Annotated in this window: 10 protein-coding genes; 6 read left to right on the forward strand and 4 right to left on the reverse strand. The window is 37.0% G+C overall.

Going from position 1 to position 18,669, the window contains the following annotated elements:
* Window positions 1-35: 35 nt before the first annotated feature.
* A complete protein-coding gene (locus AC1RFD_RS20395) occupies window positions 36-2,243 on the reverse strand; it encodes a YcdB/YcdC domain-containing protein (protein WP_342557109.1) in 2,208 nt (735 codons plus the stop codon).
* A 128-nt stretch (window positions 2,244-2,371) separates the two neighbouring features.
* Window positions 2,372-3,544, reverse strand: a complete 1,173-nt coding sequence (locus AC1RFD_RS20400; RefSeq protein WP_412758724.1) for a glycosyl hydrolase family 18 protein — start codon at window positions 3,542-3,544, stop codon at window positions 2,372-2,374.
* A 604-nt stretch (window positions 3,545-4,148) separates the two neighbouring features.
* On the opposite strand from AC1RFD_RS20400, the gene AC1RFD_RS20405 reads away from it, so the two are divergent.
* Together AC1RFD_RS20405 and AC1RFD_RS20410 are read left to right on the forward strand one after the other, a co-directional pair.
* Window positions 4,149-4,568, forward strand: a complete 420-nt coding sequence (locus tag AC1RFD_RS20405) for a hypothetical protein (RefSeq protein WP_048394944.1) — start codon at window positions 4,149-4,151, stop codon at window positions 4,566-4,568.
* A 12-nt stretch (window positions 4,569-4,580) separates the two neighbouring features.
* The gene (locus tag AC1RFD_RS20410; protein WP_103118882.1) at window positions 4,581-9,671 is read left to right on the forward strand and encodes a DUF4132 domain-containing protein; all 5,091 of its coding nucleotides are present in this window, start codon (window positions 4,581-4,583) and stop codon (window positions 9,669-9,671) included.
* 43 nt (window positions 9,672-9,714) lie between these two features.
* Here AC1RFD_RS20410 and AC1RFD_RS20415 read toward each other — a convergent pair whose 3' ends face one another.
* Together AC1RFD_RS20415 and AC1RFD_RS20420 are read right to left on the reverse strand one after the other, a co-directional pair.
* Complete coding sequence (locus AC1RFD_RS20415; RefSeq protein ID WP_066038139.1) at window positions 9,715-10,446, reverse strand: hypothetical protein; 732 nt, start codon at window positions 10,444-10,446, stop codon at window positions 9,715-9,717.
* A complete protein-coding gene (locus AC1RFD_RS20420) occupies window positions 10,439-11,776 on the reverse strand; it encodes an AAA family ATPase (protein WP_048394941.1) in 1,338 nt (445 codons plus the stop codon). Before AC1RFD_RS20420 ends, AC1RFD_RS20415 begins: the two co-directional genes overlap by 8 nt.
* Window positions 11,777-11,925: 149 nt before the next feature.
* Between AC1RFD_RS20420 and AC1RFD_RS20425 the strand changes: the two genes are divergently transcribed.
* From AC1RFD_RS20425 to AC1RFD_RS20440, 4 genes are all read left to right on the forward strand, one after another.
* Entirely contained in the window at window positions 11,926-12,387 is a 462-nt protein-coding gene (locus tag AC1RFD_RS20425; RefSeq protein ID WP_009374122.1) for a hypothetical protein, read from the forward strand.
* 524 nt (window positions 12,388-12,911) lie between these two features.
* Entirely contained in the window at window positions 12,912-14,660 is a 1,749-nt protein-coding gene (locus AC1RFD_RS20430; RefSeq protein ID WP_288579987.1) for a methyl-accepting chemotaxis protein, read from the forward strand.
* 136 nt (window positions 14,661-14,796) lie between these two features.
* On the forward strand, window positions 14,797-17,967 hold the full coding sequence (locus AC1RFD_RS20435) for a non-ribosomal peptide synthetase family protein (protein WP_492475229.1): 3,171 nt from the start codon (window positions 14,797-14,799) through the stop codon (window positions 17,965-17,967).
* The gene (locus AC1RFD_RS20440; protein WP_103118884.1) at window positions 17,964-18,620 is read left to right on the forward strand and encodes a 4'-phosphopantetheinyl transferase family protein; all 657 of its coding nucleotides are present in this window, start codon (window positions 17,964-17,966) and stop codon (window positions 18,618-18,620) included. Before AC1RFD_RS20435 ends, AC1RFD_RS20440 begins: the two co-directional genes overlap by 4 nt.
* Window positions 18,621-18,669: the final 49 nt, after the last annotated feature.

Below are 18,669 nucleotides of genomic sequence, written 5' to 3' on the forward strand. Positions count from 1 at the left end.
ACAAATAAGGAGATACCCTTTTCATGGAATGCGACTTAATAATAGAAGTTACGATCCACTTTATTTTCTTGAATAGCTTTTGCTAAACGAACTGTTGACACAGCCAAATCGGCATATGACACACTCTTGGTAGCATTAAAGTTATTTTGCTGTGTATCAATCAGCCCCATCCCATTTGCTATTGCTATATAGCCTGTATACGCTGGATCAATAGAAGCTGCATCCGCAAAGTTTAATTTGTAAATATCCTTATACTTTGCAACATTCTCCAATTGCATTGCTTTAACAGCCCATACTGCTAGCTCTTGACGAGTCAATGTTTCATCCAAAGCGAATTGGTTTGCTGGCTGTAAAATTCCCATTCTTACAGCTTGTTCAACCACTCCATATAATGGATGGTTTTTATCGATATTGCTGAAGGTTTGCTTTTCACCATCGCCACTACCAAAATGGCCATATGTTAAAGATTTTAGTAGAATCTTTAATGCTTCTCCCTTTGTCACAGCAGCATCAGCATTAAAGTTTGCTATATCTTTTATCTCTAATACATTTTGATGTAGAAGATAATTTAATTCATTGGCTGCTGTTGGGTGTGAAATAGATTGCTTTTCTTTTGAGCCATCTACCTCATACAACCATTCACCAGTAATTGCATCAATTTGATTAACTAAGCTACCGTTGTAAGTTGGAGCATAGACTAGATCATAATGTTGTTTACCTTCAGTATCCTGCTTTACATATTGTAGTTGTAATGTAAGGGCCTTACTATATGCTTCTTTTGCTTTATCAGCAGAGATTACTTGACTAAGAGAAGGCCAGTTATTAATCTTTTGTTTATTAACATTCAATGAACGTAATGATCCATCAGAGCCAATACCTACGTTTATTTCATCTCCAACAACCGCAATTCCGTTTACGATGCGTGGGAAGGAGAAGTAATAATCTTTACTATAATCATCATGTACAGGATCATCAATTGGCATCGAATACTCATGTAAATAGGATGGAGCCCATTGCTTTAAGTATTCAACAGCCTTTGCTAATGCCGCATCCTTAGAGAGGGTAGTTGTTTTGTCAGTGTTGATAAAATCTCTCATAATATCGTGATACTGCACGATATCGCCTGTTGCCTTATTAATTTCTAAAGAGGTACCAGACCCGCCATTATTGTACATATACATGTAATTTACTGTATAAACCGTTTCACCATTGTCATTTTCTCTTTCGTCAACCATATCAATAGTGAGCTTTGCCTTGTCTTCATCAACTTTTAATAAATTTTTAGCGAATTCCTCAACTTCTGCTACTGTCATACCGCTTTTTCTTGGTGGTAATTGCTGTGAGGATATTTTCTCAGCGCTTTTCGTCTTAGGAACTTGTGTAGAGAAGCCATTCGTTGTTTGCCATTGACCTGTTAAAGCATGTACACCATTAAATCCTGTTGCTGGCATATAGACAAGCTTCACATTACGTTGATCGCTAAAATAGTCAACGTAATAACGAAGTTCAACTGCTAAGTTATCACGTACTTGTGCAACAATTTCTTCCTCATTTTTTTTCTGGTTTGAGTTATCAAAGGTTGCTTTACCAATTGATTCTGTATTTTTATACATTCCTGTTATTTGACCATTAGCAAGAACATCTATAGTGATACTTTGATCGCCAATAAGCACTCCATTATAGGTTGGTGAATAAACAAATGAGTAGGTAATTGGTTGTGATAATGGACGATTAATGACATTGTAATAACCGAAGCCATCTTCACGGAGTTTATAGTTCTCTATTTTCGCAAATTTTCTTAGGAAGTCATCTGCAATTTTTTTTGCTTCAGTCTCTGAATATTTTGCGGGATATACTGCTTCAGCGATATTAGCTGGCTGATAATAGAAATGTTCTAACTCTAAATCTTCACCTTTAAATGTAAAACCACCATATACATCTTTACCATTTACCGTTTTATGGAAGTTTAAATCATAACGGACCGTTGTATCATCTCTAAAGAAATGACCGCCTCCAGAATTAAACTCATTATCAGCTACAAATTTGAACTCTTCAGGGAATAGTGCACGTAATTTGTTAATTAGCATACCTTTTGTCACTTTCGTCTCTGAGGCAGCCAACTGTATTGCAATACGCTCTGAAGGCTCTTTCACATTTGCAGAAGCTTGTGAAACGGGTGCTAGAATACCAACAGAAAATGCAGTAGTGGTTAAAATAATACCTAACTTTTTAAATTTACCCAAAATATACCTCCTAAAATACTATTTACCATAATTATAATATATTTACCCATAATTAGAAATGAATTTTACAGATAATTTCCTCTTCGAAGAAAATACATTGGGCAATCCGTCCTTTTTTCTTCATTTTCTCATTTCTTTACCACATCAAAATTGGCACCAATTAACACCCAGTTCTGAGGGAATGGTAGTCCTAATTTCCAATAACCAATACCACGAAGGTTATATTGTTTAATGAGATTGAATTTAGCTTGAATAGATCTAGCATCTTCAAACCACACCATATGCGCCCTACCTTGCTCATCATAGTATTCAAAAAATGGTGCTTGGGCTCTCCAATCATACTGAATTGCTGCATTATAACGTTTAGCAATTTCAATGGCTCGCTGTGGACTAAGCGCTTCTGCATACGGTCCCCCCTGAACAAAAGGTAACGTCCAATCGTAGCCATATAAATTTTGCCCTAACATAATTTTGCTTGCAGGTATTTCACTCACCGCATATTTTACAACTGCTTCTACCTCTGGGAGAGGTGAAACGGCCATTGGTGGGCCAGCTGAATATCCCCATTCATAAGTCATGAGTAAAACAAAGTCCACGATTTCCCCATGTGCTCTATAATCATGTGCCGCTGTCCATGGTCCTCGTTCACTATCACTTGTTTTAGGAGCTAATGCTGTAGACACTGTATATCCTTGAGTGTGAAATTTTTCTACAGCTCTTCTTAAAAAATTGTTATAGGCTTGTCGTTGATCTGCTGGCAAATTTTCGAAGTCAAAGTGGATATCTTTAACATCCCCAAGTCGCTTTGCTTCTGCAAGAATATTATCAAATAATAAATCTTGAACAGCTGTACTTTGAAAAATATCTCTCGCTAATTCACCACTAAAACTAAAATTCTCCAAATTAGAAATAACCATTGCCATTGATGCTCCCGTATCATTTGCAATTTGTGTCACACCTTGGCTTGGTGGCCTCTGTAAAGTACCATCACGCCTAGCCTCATAGCTAAATAAAGCTAAATATGTTAAATTAGGACCCGCTTCCCTCGCTTGATTCAAGAGTGCTTCACTAACTGATGTTCCTCTCGGCTCTAAATAGGCTAAAGTTTCTGCCCTTGTTTTTGGTGGCTGTGGGATATATAATCTCGTTCCAACTGCTAATGGTTGATTTGGATTAATGCCATTTACTTGTGCAAGTGTTACATAATTAATACCGAAACGTTGGCCAATTGACCATAGGCTATCACCTGGCTGTACATAATAAAAGCTTCCGACAATCGGGATTACAAGAGCTTGCCCCACAACTAAACGATTTGGCTCTGGAATTTGATTGGCATCTATAATGCTCTGAACCGTAGCCCCATACGCCTGTGCAATTCCCCATAAAGACTCGCCAGCCCGTACAACGTGTATTTGAATGATTTTGCCTCCTTCTAGCTTTATAAAATCATACCTATAAAGCTTATGAAGTCAGAGATGAAAAGATGTCTTTTAACAACTCCACAAAAGTACACCACTATTTATAGCAAATAAATAGTAGGCTGTATTATGTCACCTATTTAATACTAATGAGAATAATCTTCGTTTACGAGATTTCATGAAAGAATGTTCTTTTAAATACGTATGTCTAAAAAGTTACCTGAGTAATATATTCTGCTTCTTCACCGTTATTAGAATAAAAAAACGCAAAATGATACTTATCTTGATAACAATAATCGTACAAATGTTCTACTTTCTGCATAATCTTCAGTAAATTTTTACCCACTTTCTACCCTACAAATCAGTTGTAGCAGGCTACTTTTGATAACACTTTTCCCAAATTTTTTTACGCAACTAGCGTCATATGCCTTATTCTTTTCCCTGTTCTCACTCTTGTATAATGAAATTATTGTAAGGAGGTGTTAGATTGCGTTTATTTTACCAGCAAAAAGTAATCGGTAAGAAGTCTCGTAAACTTGAAAAAATTTCATTTTCAATTGAAGAGCCTGTCATAACGTTACAAGATTTACTTGTTCAGCTTGTTACACAGCAGGTTCAACAATTTAATGAGAAAATGGTAGATACACCACTTCATGTTTATTTATCGGATCAGCAACTAGAAGAAGCTGCTCAATATGGCAAAGTACATTTTGGAGAAAAGAAAAAGGATACTGTACAGTCAGTGGATCAAGCTATTTCCACAATGCTTCAAGCCTTTCAGGACGAGCTGTTTTTAGTCCTTCATAATGAAGAATCTTTAGATTCTCTTTCTACACCATTAAACATACAGGAAGACGATGTCTTTACATTTATTAAACTTACTATGCTTGCAGGACGAATTTGGTAAGGAGGGATTTATATGACACTTTCACATGAACAAAAAATACATTTTCAAAGTATAGTTGATTCTGCACCTATAGCAATACAGCCTTTAGCAGCTGCATTGTTAAAATACATGGACAATAGAGATTATGACATTGAAACGCTTATAGCTGCTCAACAATATTTATCACTTGAAGAACTATTTAGTGGACCATTATTTGAAGTGCTTACCATGTTTTCTTCACAAGAACGTGCACTTAAGATCAAGAAACTAGCATTACGCTTTGATGCTACAATGTTCCAAAGAGGTGTTTTACGTCGATCTTTTCGTTCTTCTCAACCAGTGCAAGACCATCTGTTTCAATGTTTACAATTAATAGAAGAAATGCTGACATTTGAGGAAATTACTTTGCAGGAGTTGTTAACGAATCATCGTCAATATGAGCATGGAACCTATCCAAGCTATAGCTCCTATGTCTTAAAGAATGAAAATACAAAAGTAATGGGTTTTAATGTCTTTGAGCAGTTGCTTGCTGAAGAACTATCATTAGAAAACCCGTCAATTGAAGAAGCAGTAGAAGGTATTTTATTTGATGAACATCAAAGTAGCTTTTTCGGCCATCCATTCATTCGAGGTATTTTTAAATCAAGTAATCATCGGATGCATGATGCCCTTGGCAAACTCTTATTAGCAGCTGCACGACAAGAAGGTTTACGACAGGCAATAGTAGAAAATATTGACCATGGCAATCTTGATGCACAACTCAACATGATGAAGCTTATTCAGGAACATCGCCTAACACGCTTCTCCTCTGTAATTCGAGCAGTCGATACTTGGATGGGACTTGGCTATAATAGTTTCGAAAATCAAAAAATAACAGAGGAAGTTCTTGCATTAGCCATCCAAGCAATCGAAGAAGACAGCTTTGTTGAGCAACTGTTAACGAGTGAACGTACAATTGATATCTATGTTGCATTATGGGCAACTGCTACAAAGGACTATACGAAATTAAATGACCTTGTAACAATACTCTTAAAACGTGATAAACATATCCAACTTACAACGCTTGCCTTTTTGAAAAACTTATCGAAAATTTCCTTCACAGCGCCATTTGTAAAGGATTTAATCTTATCAACAAAAGATATCGAGTTGTTTGCCTTTGCATGGGGCAATTTTCTTTATGCTAATCACCATATTAATAGTGAGTATGCAAGAGACAATGAATGGGCGCAAATCCTTCAAACCTTCATGCAAGAAAACACACAGTTACAAGGGATTGAATACCTTTTATTTGAACAGCTTGAGTGGGCAAAAAGTGAAATTACGAAAGACGGACTTAACATTACAGGCAAACCTCTATCCTTTGTCCATGTCCATTTGTCATTAGAAGATTTAATTTCAACACAAATTATTTTAGCCCATCATGTACAAGACGAGGCATTATTCCAACGAATTATTGAGCATGCAGATTCTTACTCACCATCTAGCAGAATCGGCCTACTGAATATTTATTGTCTAGAACCTGTCACACAAGGTCAACGCGAATTTTTATTTAATTCTTTACGAGATCGTAGTTCCATTAATCGTTCTCTCGCGTTAAAAAAAATACGTGCTTTAACACCAACAGAAGAAGAAATAGCAAAGATTGAAGATCTTTTAGCAAATAAATCAGGTGCACTTCGTAAAGAGGCTATTTCACTCTTAAAAGTTCAGGCACAGAATAATCTGTTACAAAGTGCTGAAAGGCTGTTAAAAGATAGTAAGCAGTTAAAGAGACTTGGAGGGCTTGAATTACTATTAGAAGCCTCTAAGCGACACAACTTAGCAAGCGAGCAAATTACAGCTTTATGCTCCTTATTACCAAAAGTAACTAAAAACGAGCAAGTTTTGTTAGAGCAATTAATTACAAGGGATGTCCCTGAGTATAACGAGAGTAATGGCTTTGGCTTGTATACGCCACATCCCCCTATTCAATACGGCTGTATTTCGGATGGAGCCATTCAAATGAATGGTGTAGAGCCTTGGCAACAGCTTGCTCCACTTTATGTACAGGCACCTACACCTTTTGAAAAATTCTTTCAATATGATGTTGATAAATTATTATCTAAGCTAGAGCAGCTTATTCAACTTTTAGATAAACATGCTGAACTAGAATATGAAACATACCAATGGAATGACACACCCATTAGCACTACATTAGGACAAAGATATAGTGTAATGGCAACTAAATCGGATAATCAACGACATGCTAGTCTTGATGCTTATCCTATCCCCAAAGAAATTGTTCAATGGATGAAGACAGCATTATTTAGTAATGAGGACTTAGCCTATTTTAATTTTTACCATAATCTATCAGAATACCCTGCTGCTCATGATCTTTCCGAAGCAGCTCATACACTAATTAAACCGTTCTTCCAATACAAAGATTTAAAAGTACGTGTTGCGCAATTTAATTCCTTGAAATATGACGATACAATTCAACAGATTTTCTCAGTGCTATCCCAAGACATCGACAAAATCTCAGGTGATACAGTGCTACATCAGGAAGCACTTTCATTACTCGAAAAGCATGCACCCGAATTTAATCGCTTCGAACAGGCAGTAGGCATAATGTTACAGCTATTCAAACAAATCCCTGCTGATCAGTGGCAACTTGATGTTCGAGAGAAGGGTTATTATTACTATCGTTCCACTTCTACCATTATCGATTTAGATGTCATTGAGACATTTGCTGATCGATGCTGGTCTGATTACTCAACCTATGGTGAATATGTCAAAATGCTAGCTCTCAATGAAGAGCTAACAAAGCGTATGAAAAATGAAAGCTATAAGCCAAACGTCTACAATTTATCTTTATTCCAATATTTAGACGCAATGAAGGTTGGTTTATTTACGCAAGATCACTTATTTGAGGCCATCTTTACCAATACGCTCGCTTCAGAAATATTTAACGAGCCAACTAAATTACGAGAACGCTATCAACAGTCATTTGAAGATTTAACCGATTTCTTTACTATTCGTGAACAAGCAATTGATCGAATTTTAGCCATAGAGCTAAAACGTGGTGATACGCCTACTGCTGTTACAAAGTTAGCTAGTAGCATTTCTTATTTTGAGGGTATTAATTATTTCTTACAAATTCTACAAGCACTTGACGGAGAAAAACTTGCGCGAGGATATATTTGGCAGGCAGAAACGAAAAAGGATGTATTCTCCAGATTGCTAACTAACTGTTACCCTAAAAAAGAAGAAACAGCCCAGCAATTAAAAGAAGCATGGCTGAAAACAGACATTTCTAAAGAACGTTTAATTGAAGCCATGATGTATAACCAGCATTGGATAGACCTTGTCAGTGAAGTGATTGGGTGGGATGGACTAAAAGAATCAGCCTGGTATTTTATCGCTCACACCACAGATTCTTTATCCGACTTTGCCAAAGATCAGATTGCCCTTTTCTCTAGCATAACTGCTGAGGATTTCCGTGATGGTGCATTCGATTTAGCTTGGTTCCAAAGCGCCTATCAAACACTTGGGGCTAAGAAATTCAAACTTGTTTATGATGCTGCAAAATATGCTTCTGAAGGAGCCAACCATCGTCGGGCACAGCTTTATGCAGATACAGCTATCGGTAAGCTCAGTCCAAAACCGTTAATGCAAGAAATTCAAGATAAACGCAATAAAGATAAACTGCGCGCACTTGGTCTTATCCCTTTAATAAAATCCGATGACAAAGACGCCCTGACACGCTATCAATTTATTCAACAGTTTTTGAAGGAAAGTAAGCAATTTGGTGCTCAACGCCGCGCAAGTGAGGCTCGAGCAGCAAGTATCGCTCTAGAAAATTTAGCGCGCAATGCAGGGGATGGAGAAGCCACTCGCTTCACATGGCGTATGGAGTTATCTGCCTTTAACGATATGAAGCAATTATTTAAAGCACAACAAATCGAGCAAATTACAGCCCATCTACAAATAGAGGATGATGCCTCTGTAGCTATTATTGTTGAAAAGGATGGTAAACGTCTAAAGAACGTTCCTGCTGCATTAAAAAAGCATGCTGATATTGTAACCTTGCAGGAAGCCCGAAAAGACTTACAAGAGCAATATAAACGAGCACGCCCAGCGCTTGAGCAAGCAATGGAATTAGAAACAGTATTTTCGGTCGAGGAGCTCATTCATTTATTAGATCATCCGATTCTAGCTCCGCTGTTACAAAAACTACTATTTATTAGCGATAATTACGTTGGAATGCTGACATCAGAAGGTTTACAGCTTTTATCGGCTGACATTGTGAACCTTGCTCCTACGTCCTCTATAAAGATTGCTCATCCTTACCATCTTCTAGAGAGCGGTCAATGGAGACAGTGGCAATCCTATATGTTCGAGCACAACATTAAACAGCCATTTAAGCAAGTGTTCCGTGAGTTATATCTCATCAATGCTGATGAAAAAGCACAGAAACATTCATTGCGCTATGCAGGGCATCAAGTAAATCCTTCACAAACAGTAGCCCTGTTGAAAACACGTGGCTGGCAAATCAGCTATGAAACAGGACCACGTAAAGTATATTATAAGGAAAATATTGTGGCATCCTTGTATGCACAGGCAGATTGGTTTACGCCAGCAGAAATTGAAGCACCTGCAATCGAAGGTGTTTACTTCTATGATCGACTAACAGGCAAAGATATCGTTTTAGATGATATTCCAGCTGCGATATTCTCTGAGGTTATGCGAGATATTGATCTTGTTGTCAGCGTAGCTCATGTTGGTGGTGTAGACCCTGAGGCAAGTCATTCTACTGTTGAAATGCGCAGTATTATCGTAGAAGAATTGGCTAAATTATTGAAGCTAAACAATGTGGAAGTGAAAAAGCAACATGCCCTCATAGAAGGTAAGCTAGCAAGTTACTCCTTACATTTAGGAAGTGGTGTGGTGCATCAAATAGGCGGTTCCATGATCCCAATTATTGCTGTCCCATCTCAGCATCGTGGACGAATTTTCTTACCGATGGTGGATGATGATCCACGGACGGCTGAGATCATGACCAAGCTCTTATTACTATGTGAAGATACAAAAATTAAAGATCCAGCTATATTAACTCATATTCGAAGCTATGAGCAAATGCACTAACGTACTCTAGATAAAAACAGGTGACTCCATTCGTCACCTGTTTTTACTTTACATCTGTTTTAATCATTTCAAACAATAGCGGTACATTCGTGCCACGATGCAATGAATGACAGCCTTCCATTAAAAATGACCAACTTTTCTTTATTTTTTCCCTATAAGACAACTCTGAACTAACTGGGAGATAGGTGCTTAAATATTCCTCAATCGTGCATGTCAGATTGTCCATAAATTCATCTGCTTTTTGTATTTTTTCTGTTGGGATTTCATTGCGCTCATTCCATAAGACATGTTCTAAATTCGTAGAAAAATAAAATAATTGATAAGGTACTTTCATACGGTTAATGCTAAAGTGGTCATTGGCAATCAAAATTCTAGCATTCTTAGCCTTCATATCATTGCGTTGTTCTATTTGTTCTTTGCGTTTATCCGACTTCACTAAAATAGCATCCTCTGTATAAAATAAGTTTTGCTCGATACGCTCATCTACCTTGACGCACTCTGGTGCGATAAAGCATCCATCTGCATCTGTAATATGAACAACCGCTGTTAAATCATTGGCTAAAAATTTATATTTTTCAAGATAGCTTTGAATCACTCGTACAACACTGTTTTTAATATTCGGTATTCGTTTGTGCGCATCCCACTTTGTTAAGATATCTTCTCGTTGTACATCAAAACGTATTGTGGAGTTCGCAAAATGAGCATCTAAATAATCCTCTAAAATAATTTGCTCCGTCTGCCCTTCCACAATAATCAAAAGTACTTTTTTAGTCATGTTGAACACCTGCTTTACGAAAAGCCCGCTTTATTTTAAATGTTTTAGTTTCCTTATATATCTCTTCCTCTTGCCCGCCAAGCTGGATAGCACGTAAATAGACATCTCTAGCGTTATTCACTTCTTTGATACCTTTTAGCTGCATATAACGGTGATGTTCATTTGTTGTCGTAAACCATAAATTTTTAATAGCTAGCACCTCTAACACACGTAGATTATGGGAAGTAAAAATAAGTTGCCCTTTTCCATCCTCATCTATCACTGTTAACAACTCACCTAACAAATATTCAAATACACCTGAATCTAATTCATCAATAACCACGCATGCATTCGGATTATTGTATACAGCAATTAATACACTAAGAATAGAAATAATCTTTAAAATTCCCTCTGACTCTGTTCGTAGCGGTAATTCCTGCTCCCCGCGCTGAGACAAAAATTCAAAACGAATTCCTTGCTCGCCACTGTCCATCATTTGCTTTGTAATGATATTAATTTTAATCGTCAGACCAGGAATAATTGCTGAGAGCACTTGATTACTTTGTTCAATAACTTCACATAATGCATAGAATGCATCCTCTGGTAATAAAGCTGGTCCATTTAAATCATAAGGAATAAGACCTCTTGTTTTCTCTAAATGAATACTGAATGGCATCATCCGTTCTTCAAATAGTGGGGCAATATTTTGAGTATTAACAACATGTAAGTCTCGACTAAAATCAACAGCAATATTTTGTAGCAACTGCATTTCTAGCTCAGAAAGCCGTTCCTGTAATAATGTCTTTATATCTTTATGGAATAGAAATGATATATATTGTTTTCTTGCTAACTGTTGAATAACCAGTAATTGAATTCGTGCTTGTTCACTCAAATCATCCAGTTTCGATTGACGAATTTGTACATCCCTCTCCGTCACAGCCACTAAAATCTTTGATCGCTTCCCTTTCGTGTTTTCTCGATAGGTAAGGCGCTCCAACGTAGTATATAGTCGATGTTGATCCTCCTGTAGCTCCACATAGTAATTCACAAAAAATGTACCGAATTGATTCTGAACTAGAAATTCTACATCCATGCTAGCTGTTTGCTCTCCTGCCAATATAAGTCGCTTCTTTTGAGAGGGCAACTTCACTTCAGCAAGCCATCCTGATAGAAGTGTCTTCAATAAACTAAATGCATCTACAATGGTTGTCTTTCCAGAGCCATTTTGTCCATATAGGCCAACAACATTCGCTTGTAGAAATGTCTCAAAATTTACTGTGAGAACAATTTCACCCTGTCGTACATTTCGTAAATTTTGTATGTTTATTTTTTTTATCTTAATAATTGCCATGTGCTAAACATCCTTTTAGCTTTTTCCCTTATTATAATGAAAATCGTTTTATTTTATAACAAATTCGAACTTAAGCATCCATAGCCTATAGCCTATGACAAAAATCGTAATAGGCATATGTTAGAAAAAATGAAGAAAGGTGTGTTTCATTGGTTTATCCTAGATTAGCCCCTGATGATTTTAACAGTCAATTTCGCCCAGGTATGAAAATATGGGTAACACTCCCTACTGGTACTTATTCAGGTACATTAATTCGGACATTCGGAACTGGAGGAAGGACTGCTGAAATTCAGTTAGATAATGGTCAAATAGTGACTGTGGATGTTAGTCAAATCACTGCTGCAGGTACAGGAACACCTCCTGGTAGTTCTTATCCGCCGCCATACCCACCACCATATCCACCATATCCACCTCAACCTTATCCACCGCGGCCATACCCACCACAGCCTTATCCACCGCAACCTTATCCACCACGTCCTTATCCACCACAGCCTTATCCACCGCAACCTTATCCGCCACGTCCAGGGGGGCAATATCCTGGTTTCCCACCACCATTAATACCAGGACTCCCTAATATTTTACCGGGCATATTTGGTAATCCGCGGCCTTAGCAACAATAGAAAAGGTTATTTCTTTATTTAAGAATAAAGAAATAACCTTTTTTCATTTTATTCCCATAACAATAATCATCAAATTCCTTTACATATAAGTCATGACAAAATAAGTAAAAAGCCCTAACAAGGAATTGGAAATTGGTATTTCAGCCAAATTTTTAATCAACTGAAAATAAGTTAGATCTGAGCATACTTCTTTTTTATACTAGGAAATATATAGCTTTTTGTAAAAATTTAACCTAACCTAAAAAATATATAGACCAAAAAACTATATATCATCATTTATTTATAGAAATCATGACTTGAAATAGTAAGTTTTCTGGGTTGTGAATCAATTTTTTTGGCAGTATAGTAGTTAAATGATAGGGGATAAATAGATTATTTTGCATTTATAAATAGTTAACACGCATCTGGACTTCTACGAATAACATCAACATCTTCAATGTGTAGTACATTGACTAAATTATCCATTTATAGTCCTTAGCTTGAAATATTTGCTATATCATATTAGGAGGAAAAGCATGAAAACACGCAAGAAGCAGCAAATGTCTATTAGTAAGAAATTAACTGCAATAGTAGTGAGTATTTTATTATTATTTGGATTAGTTACTTTAGGTCTTTCTTATTATATAGTAAGAAATAGTAATTTAACAGACATGAATCAATCTCTTTCTGACAAAGGCATGATCCTAGCCAAAACCATTGATATTACTACACTAAAATCGATATTAGAGAATCCTACAAATAGTAACCCTGATGCTCTACGATTAACTAGTGAAATGGATGCAATCAATGATAATTCAGATAGCATTACCAATCTATTTTTAATTACAGTTAACGGTGAAAATATTAATGCACCTGTTCTATCATCTAGTATACTTGAACTAGGGGCAGAGTATAACCAAGATATGATTGCAATGGGTTTATCTCCAGATTTCCTAGCAAGAATTAAAGAAGTCTTTGATACAAAAAAAGCAACAGCAACAGATATTTATAGCGATGAATATGGTAGCTATAAAACAGGCCTTACACCAATCTTGGATGAGAATGGGAACATGCTGGCTGCTTATGCCATTGACTATGACGTATCAATGGTAACAGGAAAAGCGATGTCTGAAGCCCTATGGACATTATTAGTAACGGTTATTTTCTTAATTGGTTCATCCATTGCTGTTTACACTCTTTTAAGAAAAAAATTAACACCAATTCAACATCTTTCCTTACAATCTAAAAAAGTCGCAGAAGGTAATTTAGAGCTGGAACCATTACCAGTTACTTCAACAGACGAAGTAGGAATGCTCACACAAAATTTTAATTCTATGATCGATAACTTAAAAAATGTTATTAAGAGTACAACGATTGTTTCTGAGCGTGTTTCAAACACAGCCAATGTTTTATCTGTAAATATGCAAGAAGCTTCCGATTCATATAATAATGTAGCATCTTCCATGCAGGAGATTGCAAGTGGCGCTGATCTTCAAGTACAAAAGGCAAAAGAAAGTACAATTACCATTGAAGAAATGAATATTGGTATTCAACGTATTGCCATGACGTCCAATCAAATTTCAGAATCCTCGATTTTAGCATCAGAGGAAGCTGAAAGAGGGAATGAATCGACAAACAAATCTGTTGCACAAATGAATGCTATTAGCAAAGCTGTTAATCAATCTGCAGCTTCTGTTAAATTACTTGGCGATCATTCCAATAAAATAGAAGAAATCGTAGGAATCATTACAGGGATTGCTTCGCAAACCAATTTACTTGCATTGAATGCGGCAATCGAAGCTGCACGTGCTGGGGAGGCTGGTAGTGGCTTTGCAGTGGTTGCTGATGAGGTACGTAAACTTGCAGAGCAATCTGAGGCATCTGCGAGAGAAATTTCTACACTTATTTCTCATATCCAGCATGATACAAACGAATCTGTAAATATCATGGTTCACGCTGTAGAAGAAGTAGATCATGGTATTGTCATGATCAATGATTCGGAAAAATCATTTAGCCAGATTTTAACTTCCATTCACCATGTGACAGGGCAAATTCAAGAGCTTTCTGCAACAATTGAAGAAATGGCAGCTGGTATGGAAGAAGTAACATCCGCCGTAAAAGATATGGAAGATTTTTCAGTCAATTCAAAGGACAATACAAGAGCAGTAGCAGCAACTTCTGCCTCTCAATTGAATACAGTACAACGAGTTTCTGAAGAAGCTCAAGTATTATCCGAGCTATCTGATGAATTAATGAATGTTGTTAATACCTTTGTAGTGAAATAAAAAATGAAAGGGCTGCCCTTATTAAGGAGAGTTATGTCCGTTAGTTTCTCACAGATCGATTCACTACTGTGGACCTAATGACGATAATCGCTCCTTCATAGGTGTCGGCCCTTTTCTAAAATAGGAGTTGTCATAATTGAATAATAAAAAAGAATTTGATGTACACCCATCACAGAATAATACGCTTTCTTTTGACCAACAAACACTTCAATCCAATAGTACACAATTATTAAACAGAGAAGACTTACTCGCATATCAAACGTTAAACCGTACAATAGCTGACTACGATCAAAACACCACAATACCTGACGTATTTTATCAGGCAGCACAAAAATTTGCGGAACGAATCGCATTATCCTATGAAGGTGGAAAACTTACCTACCGTCAGCTAAATGAACAATCCAACCAAGTTGCTCATATGTTAGTTGCCAACGGTCTACAAAAAGGAAACTATGTAGCGATAGTTATGGAACGCAGTAAAGAAACCGTCATTAGTTTGTTAGGTATCCTGAAAGCTGGTGGAGTTTATGTTCCCATTGATCCGAGCTATCCAAAAGAACGTTGTCAGTACCTATTAAACGATACAGGTGCTCCATTTATCATAACGAAAAACGAACATACAGCTCTACTGAATGATTTTATACATAATGATTCCCAAACACGCACAGTGCTCACAATCAACCAAATGGAGCAAGGATATTCACAGGAAAATATCCAATGTGAACTTCTTCCATCCGATTTAGCCTATATTATTTATACATCTGGTTCAACAGGTAAGCCAAAAGGCGTCATGCTTAAGCATGAGGCTGTCATTAATTTAATAACAGATAATCAACGAATCTACCATTCAACTAAAGAAGATGTTTATTCCCAGTTTATTTCTTTTAGTTTTGACCCTTCTATAACAGAAACTTTTACTGCTTTATTTTCAGGTGCAAGACTTCATATGCTTACAAGTATAGAGCGTTTGTCCATTGAGGCATTTGCTGATATGATCGACCGTGAGCAAGTAACGACCGCTACTGTTCCAAATGCTTTCTTTACACAGCTAGCTACACATTTACCAGTAAGCTATAGAAAAAAGCTTTCGACATTAAATTATTTATCTGTAGGTGGTGAAGCCCTATTGCCTGCCATTGTTCAAAAATGGCAAGACAAATTTGGACTCTCTACAGAAATTATTAATGTGTATGGACCAACTGAATGTACAGTATTGTCCTCCTATTTTAAGGTGAAAAGTCAGATAACAGACATGCAATCTAGTATCCCTATTGGTAGACCAATCGCCAATTATGAAATGTACGTTATTAACACGGACGATCAGCTATGTCCCGTTAATGTAATCGGAGAATTATGTATTGCTGGTGCTGGTTTAGCAGCAGGTTATTTACATCAGCCTGAAAAAACAGCTGAAGTATTTGTACCTCATCTCTTAAAGCCAGATCAAAAAATGTATCGAACAGGTGATTTAGTTCGACTATTGCCAACTGGTGTCATTGAATTTGTTGGACGTAAAGACTCTCAAATTAAAGTAAGAGGCTTCCGTATTGAACTTGGTGAAATCGAAACAGTATTGAGCAATCATACGAGTATTCAGGAAGCTGTGATCATTGCAAAGAAAATGGCTGATGGGAATAATCATTTATTTGCCTACTATACGGTGGCAAGTGGGATGCAGCTTGAGGAGAATCTTTTAAGGGACTACTTAGCAAATCTTTTACCAGATTATATGGTGCCAGAGCAATTTATTGAATTGCAAGAAATGCCATTATCCCCTACAGGAAAAATTGATCGAAAACACTTAGCTTCATTGGAATTAACTTTATCACGCAGTACTACATATATTGCCCCAGAAAATGATACACAGCGTATGCTTGCTACTGCATGGGAATTTGTACTCGGTATTGAGCCAATTGGCATTCACGATAACTTCTTTCATATCGGAGGGCATTCGCTAAAAGTGCTCGAGATTCTTGTACAAGTGAAAAAACATATACCATTCTTAAAGATTCAGGATTTCTTCCAATATCAAACGATTGCTGAACTGGATCATTATATTCGTCATTATCAACCAGAAGCGATTGAAGATCAAGACGAGCCAGCTAAAAACATTGTATTCAAGGACTTAATGGAGCCTAGTCCTCTAAAAGTCTCCCAAAATGTGAAGCCCTTGCCAATGACATCGGTATTACTAACAGGTGCTACAGGTTATTTAGGTAGTCATGTATTATATGAGCTATTAGCAACAACAACTGCGCACATATATTGCCTTATTCGACCAAGCACCCAAACTACGATTGAAGATAAACTAAGAGAGAGTATGCAATTTTATTTTGGCAATACCATTGCTCAGCAGATGAAAGATCGTATTACTGTTATCCAAGGTGACTTAGGGAAGCAACGACTACACTTATCTGATAAAGATGAAAAAATCATTATGAAAGAAATTAATGCTATCATTCATTGTGGTGCAGATGTACGTCACTTCGGTGCAGCTGATCATTTTAATAATGTCAATGTGAATGGAACTCGCTACTTGCTTGAAATAGCCAAACAGAAACCAGGTGTGCATTTCCATTATGTATCGACAATTGGCATTCCAGAGGAGCTAGCCGCCATACAATGGGGACCAAATGAAGCAAAAGGTAACTTCAATTACAATGTTAAGCTTGATAATGTTTATACTCAAAGTAAGCTAGAAGCAGAAAACCTTGTTAGAAACGCTGTACAGGATGCAATCCCTGTCTCCATTTATCGTGTAGGAAATTTAAGCTGTCATTCTGAAACAGGTAAATTCCAACGTAATATCGATGACAATGCCTTTTACCGTATGATTAAATCAATGCTTTATTTAGGTAAAACACCTACCGCACAATGGCATGTTGACTTCACACCAATCAATTATGCTAGTCAGGCAATTGTTTCTTTGGCAAGCCAGCCAGCAACCAACGGCCATGTCTTCCATTTATGTAACCCTGTATCGCTTACTTATTTAGAATTAATCGATATGCTTAAGGAAATTGGTTATGACCTAACAATTGTGTCAACACAAGAGTATACAGATTGGCTATTAAATGGTGATCATTCAAAAGATGTACAGGAATATTTATCGTTAGCCATTGCGCAGCTTGAAGGTGATGGAGCAAGTGACTCCCCATTTATCTTCAATTGCAAGAAAACGATAGAATTTTTAGCTCATACCAAGATTGAATGTGCGGCACCAAATAAAGCCTTTATTTACAGAATGATTCAATATGGCATTGATACAGGCTACTTTCCTGAACCAAAACAAGTCAATATAAGATGATAAAACAAACTATACAGTTATTTGCACTTCCTCTAGGAGTACAGTTAGCACCACCAGAACGGGATGCTTTCCTTAAAGTACTCCCTTTTGAGGTGCAAAGAAAAGTTCAGCAATACAAGCACTGGCAGGATCAGCAAAGAGCGTTGCTAGGTAGCACTCTTATTAGATGGGCACTCCTTCCCTATATAGATGACGTTCTGTTACAACTAGCTCATAATGAATTTGGGCGCCCTTATATTGCAGGACACCCTCATTGGCAGGGAGATTTTAATCTCTCTCATTCTGGGGATTGGGTAGTGTTAGCAGTCACCACTATCGGACGAGTCGGCATTGATGTTGAAGAAATAAAGCCAGTGAGTGAAGATATGATGATATATGCGCTTTCTGAGACAGAGCGTCAATTGGTCTCTCATCAGCCTTTACATGTTTTTTATGAGTTTTGGACTTTAAAAGAGGCTCTTTTTAAAACAGGCTTATTGCCAATCCTATCGCCATATTTGCTTGATACCACCAACATAAAAAAAACAAGAAAAGACCTTTTTACCCAATTACTCTATCTCGATCAGCAGCATCCTGTATCCGTCTGCTGGAACAATGAAAATTCCAAGTTAATAACCACAATATTAAATAAAGAGCAGCTTCTACAGCCATAACAATAATTATTCCTCCGTATTAAGAAAACGCTGCCCTAACGTGTCATTT

It is taken from the genome of Lysinibacillus sp. GW823-FHT02G10, from assembly GCF_058797135.1.

Bases quoted from the DNA above. Each gene is read 5' to 3' on its own strand.
- AC1RFD_RS20410 (WP_103118882.1), top strand. From the start codon at position 4,581: ATGACACTTTCACATGAACAAAAAATACATTTTCAAAGTATAGTTGAT.
- AC1RFD_RS20415 (WP_066038139.1), bottom strand. From the start codon at position 10,446: ATGACTAAAAAAGTACTTTTGATTATTGTGGAAGGGCAGACGGAGCAA.
- AC1RFD_RS20420 (WP_048394941.1), bottom strand. From the start codon at position 11,776: ATGGCAATTATTAAGATAAAAAAAATAAACATACAAAATTTACGAAAT.
- AC1RFD_RS20430 (WP_288579987.1), top strand. From the start codon at position 12,912: ATGAAAACACGCAAGAAGCAGCAAATGTCTATTAGTAAGAAATTAACT.
- AC1RFD_RS20440 (WP_103118884.1), top strand. From the start codon at position 17,964: ATGATAAAACAAACTATACAGTTATTTGCACTTCCTCTAGGAGTACAG.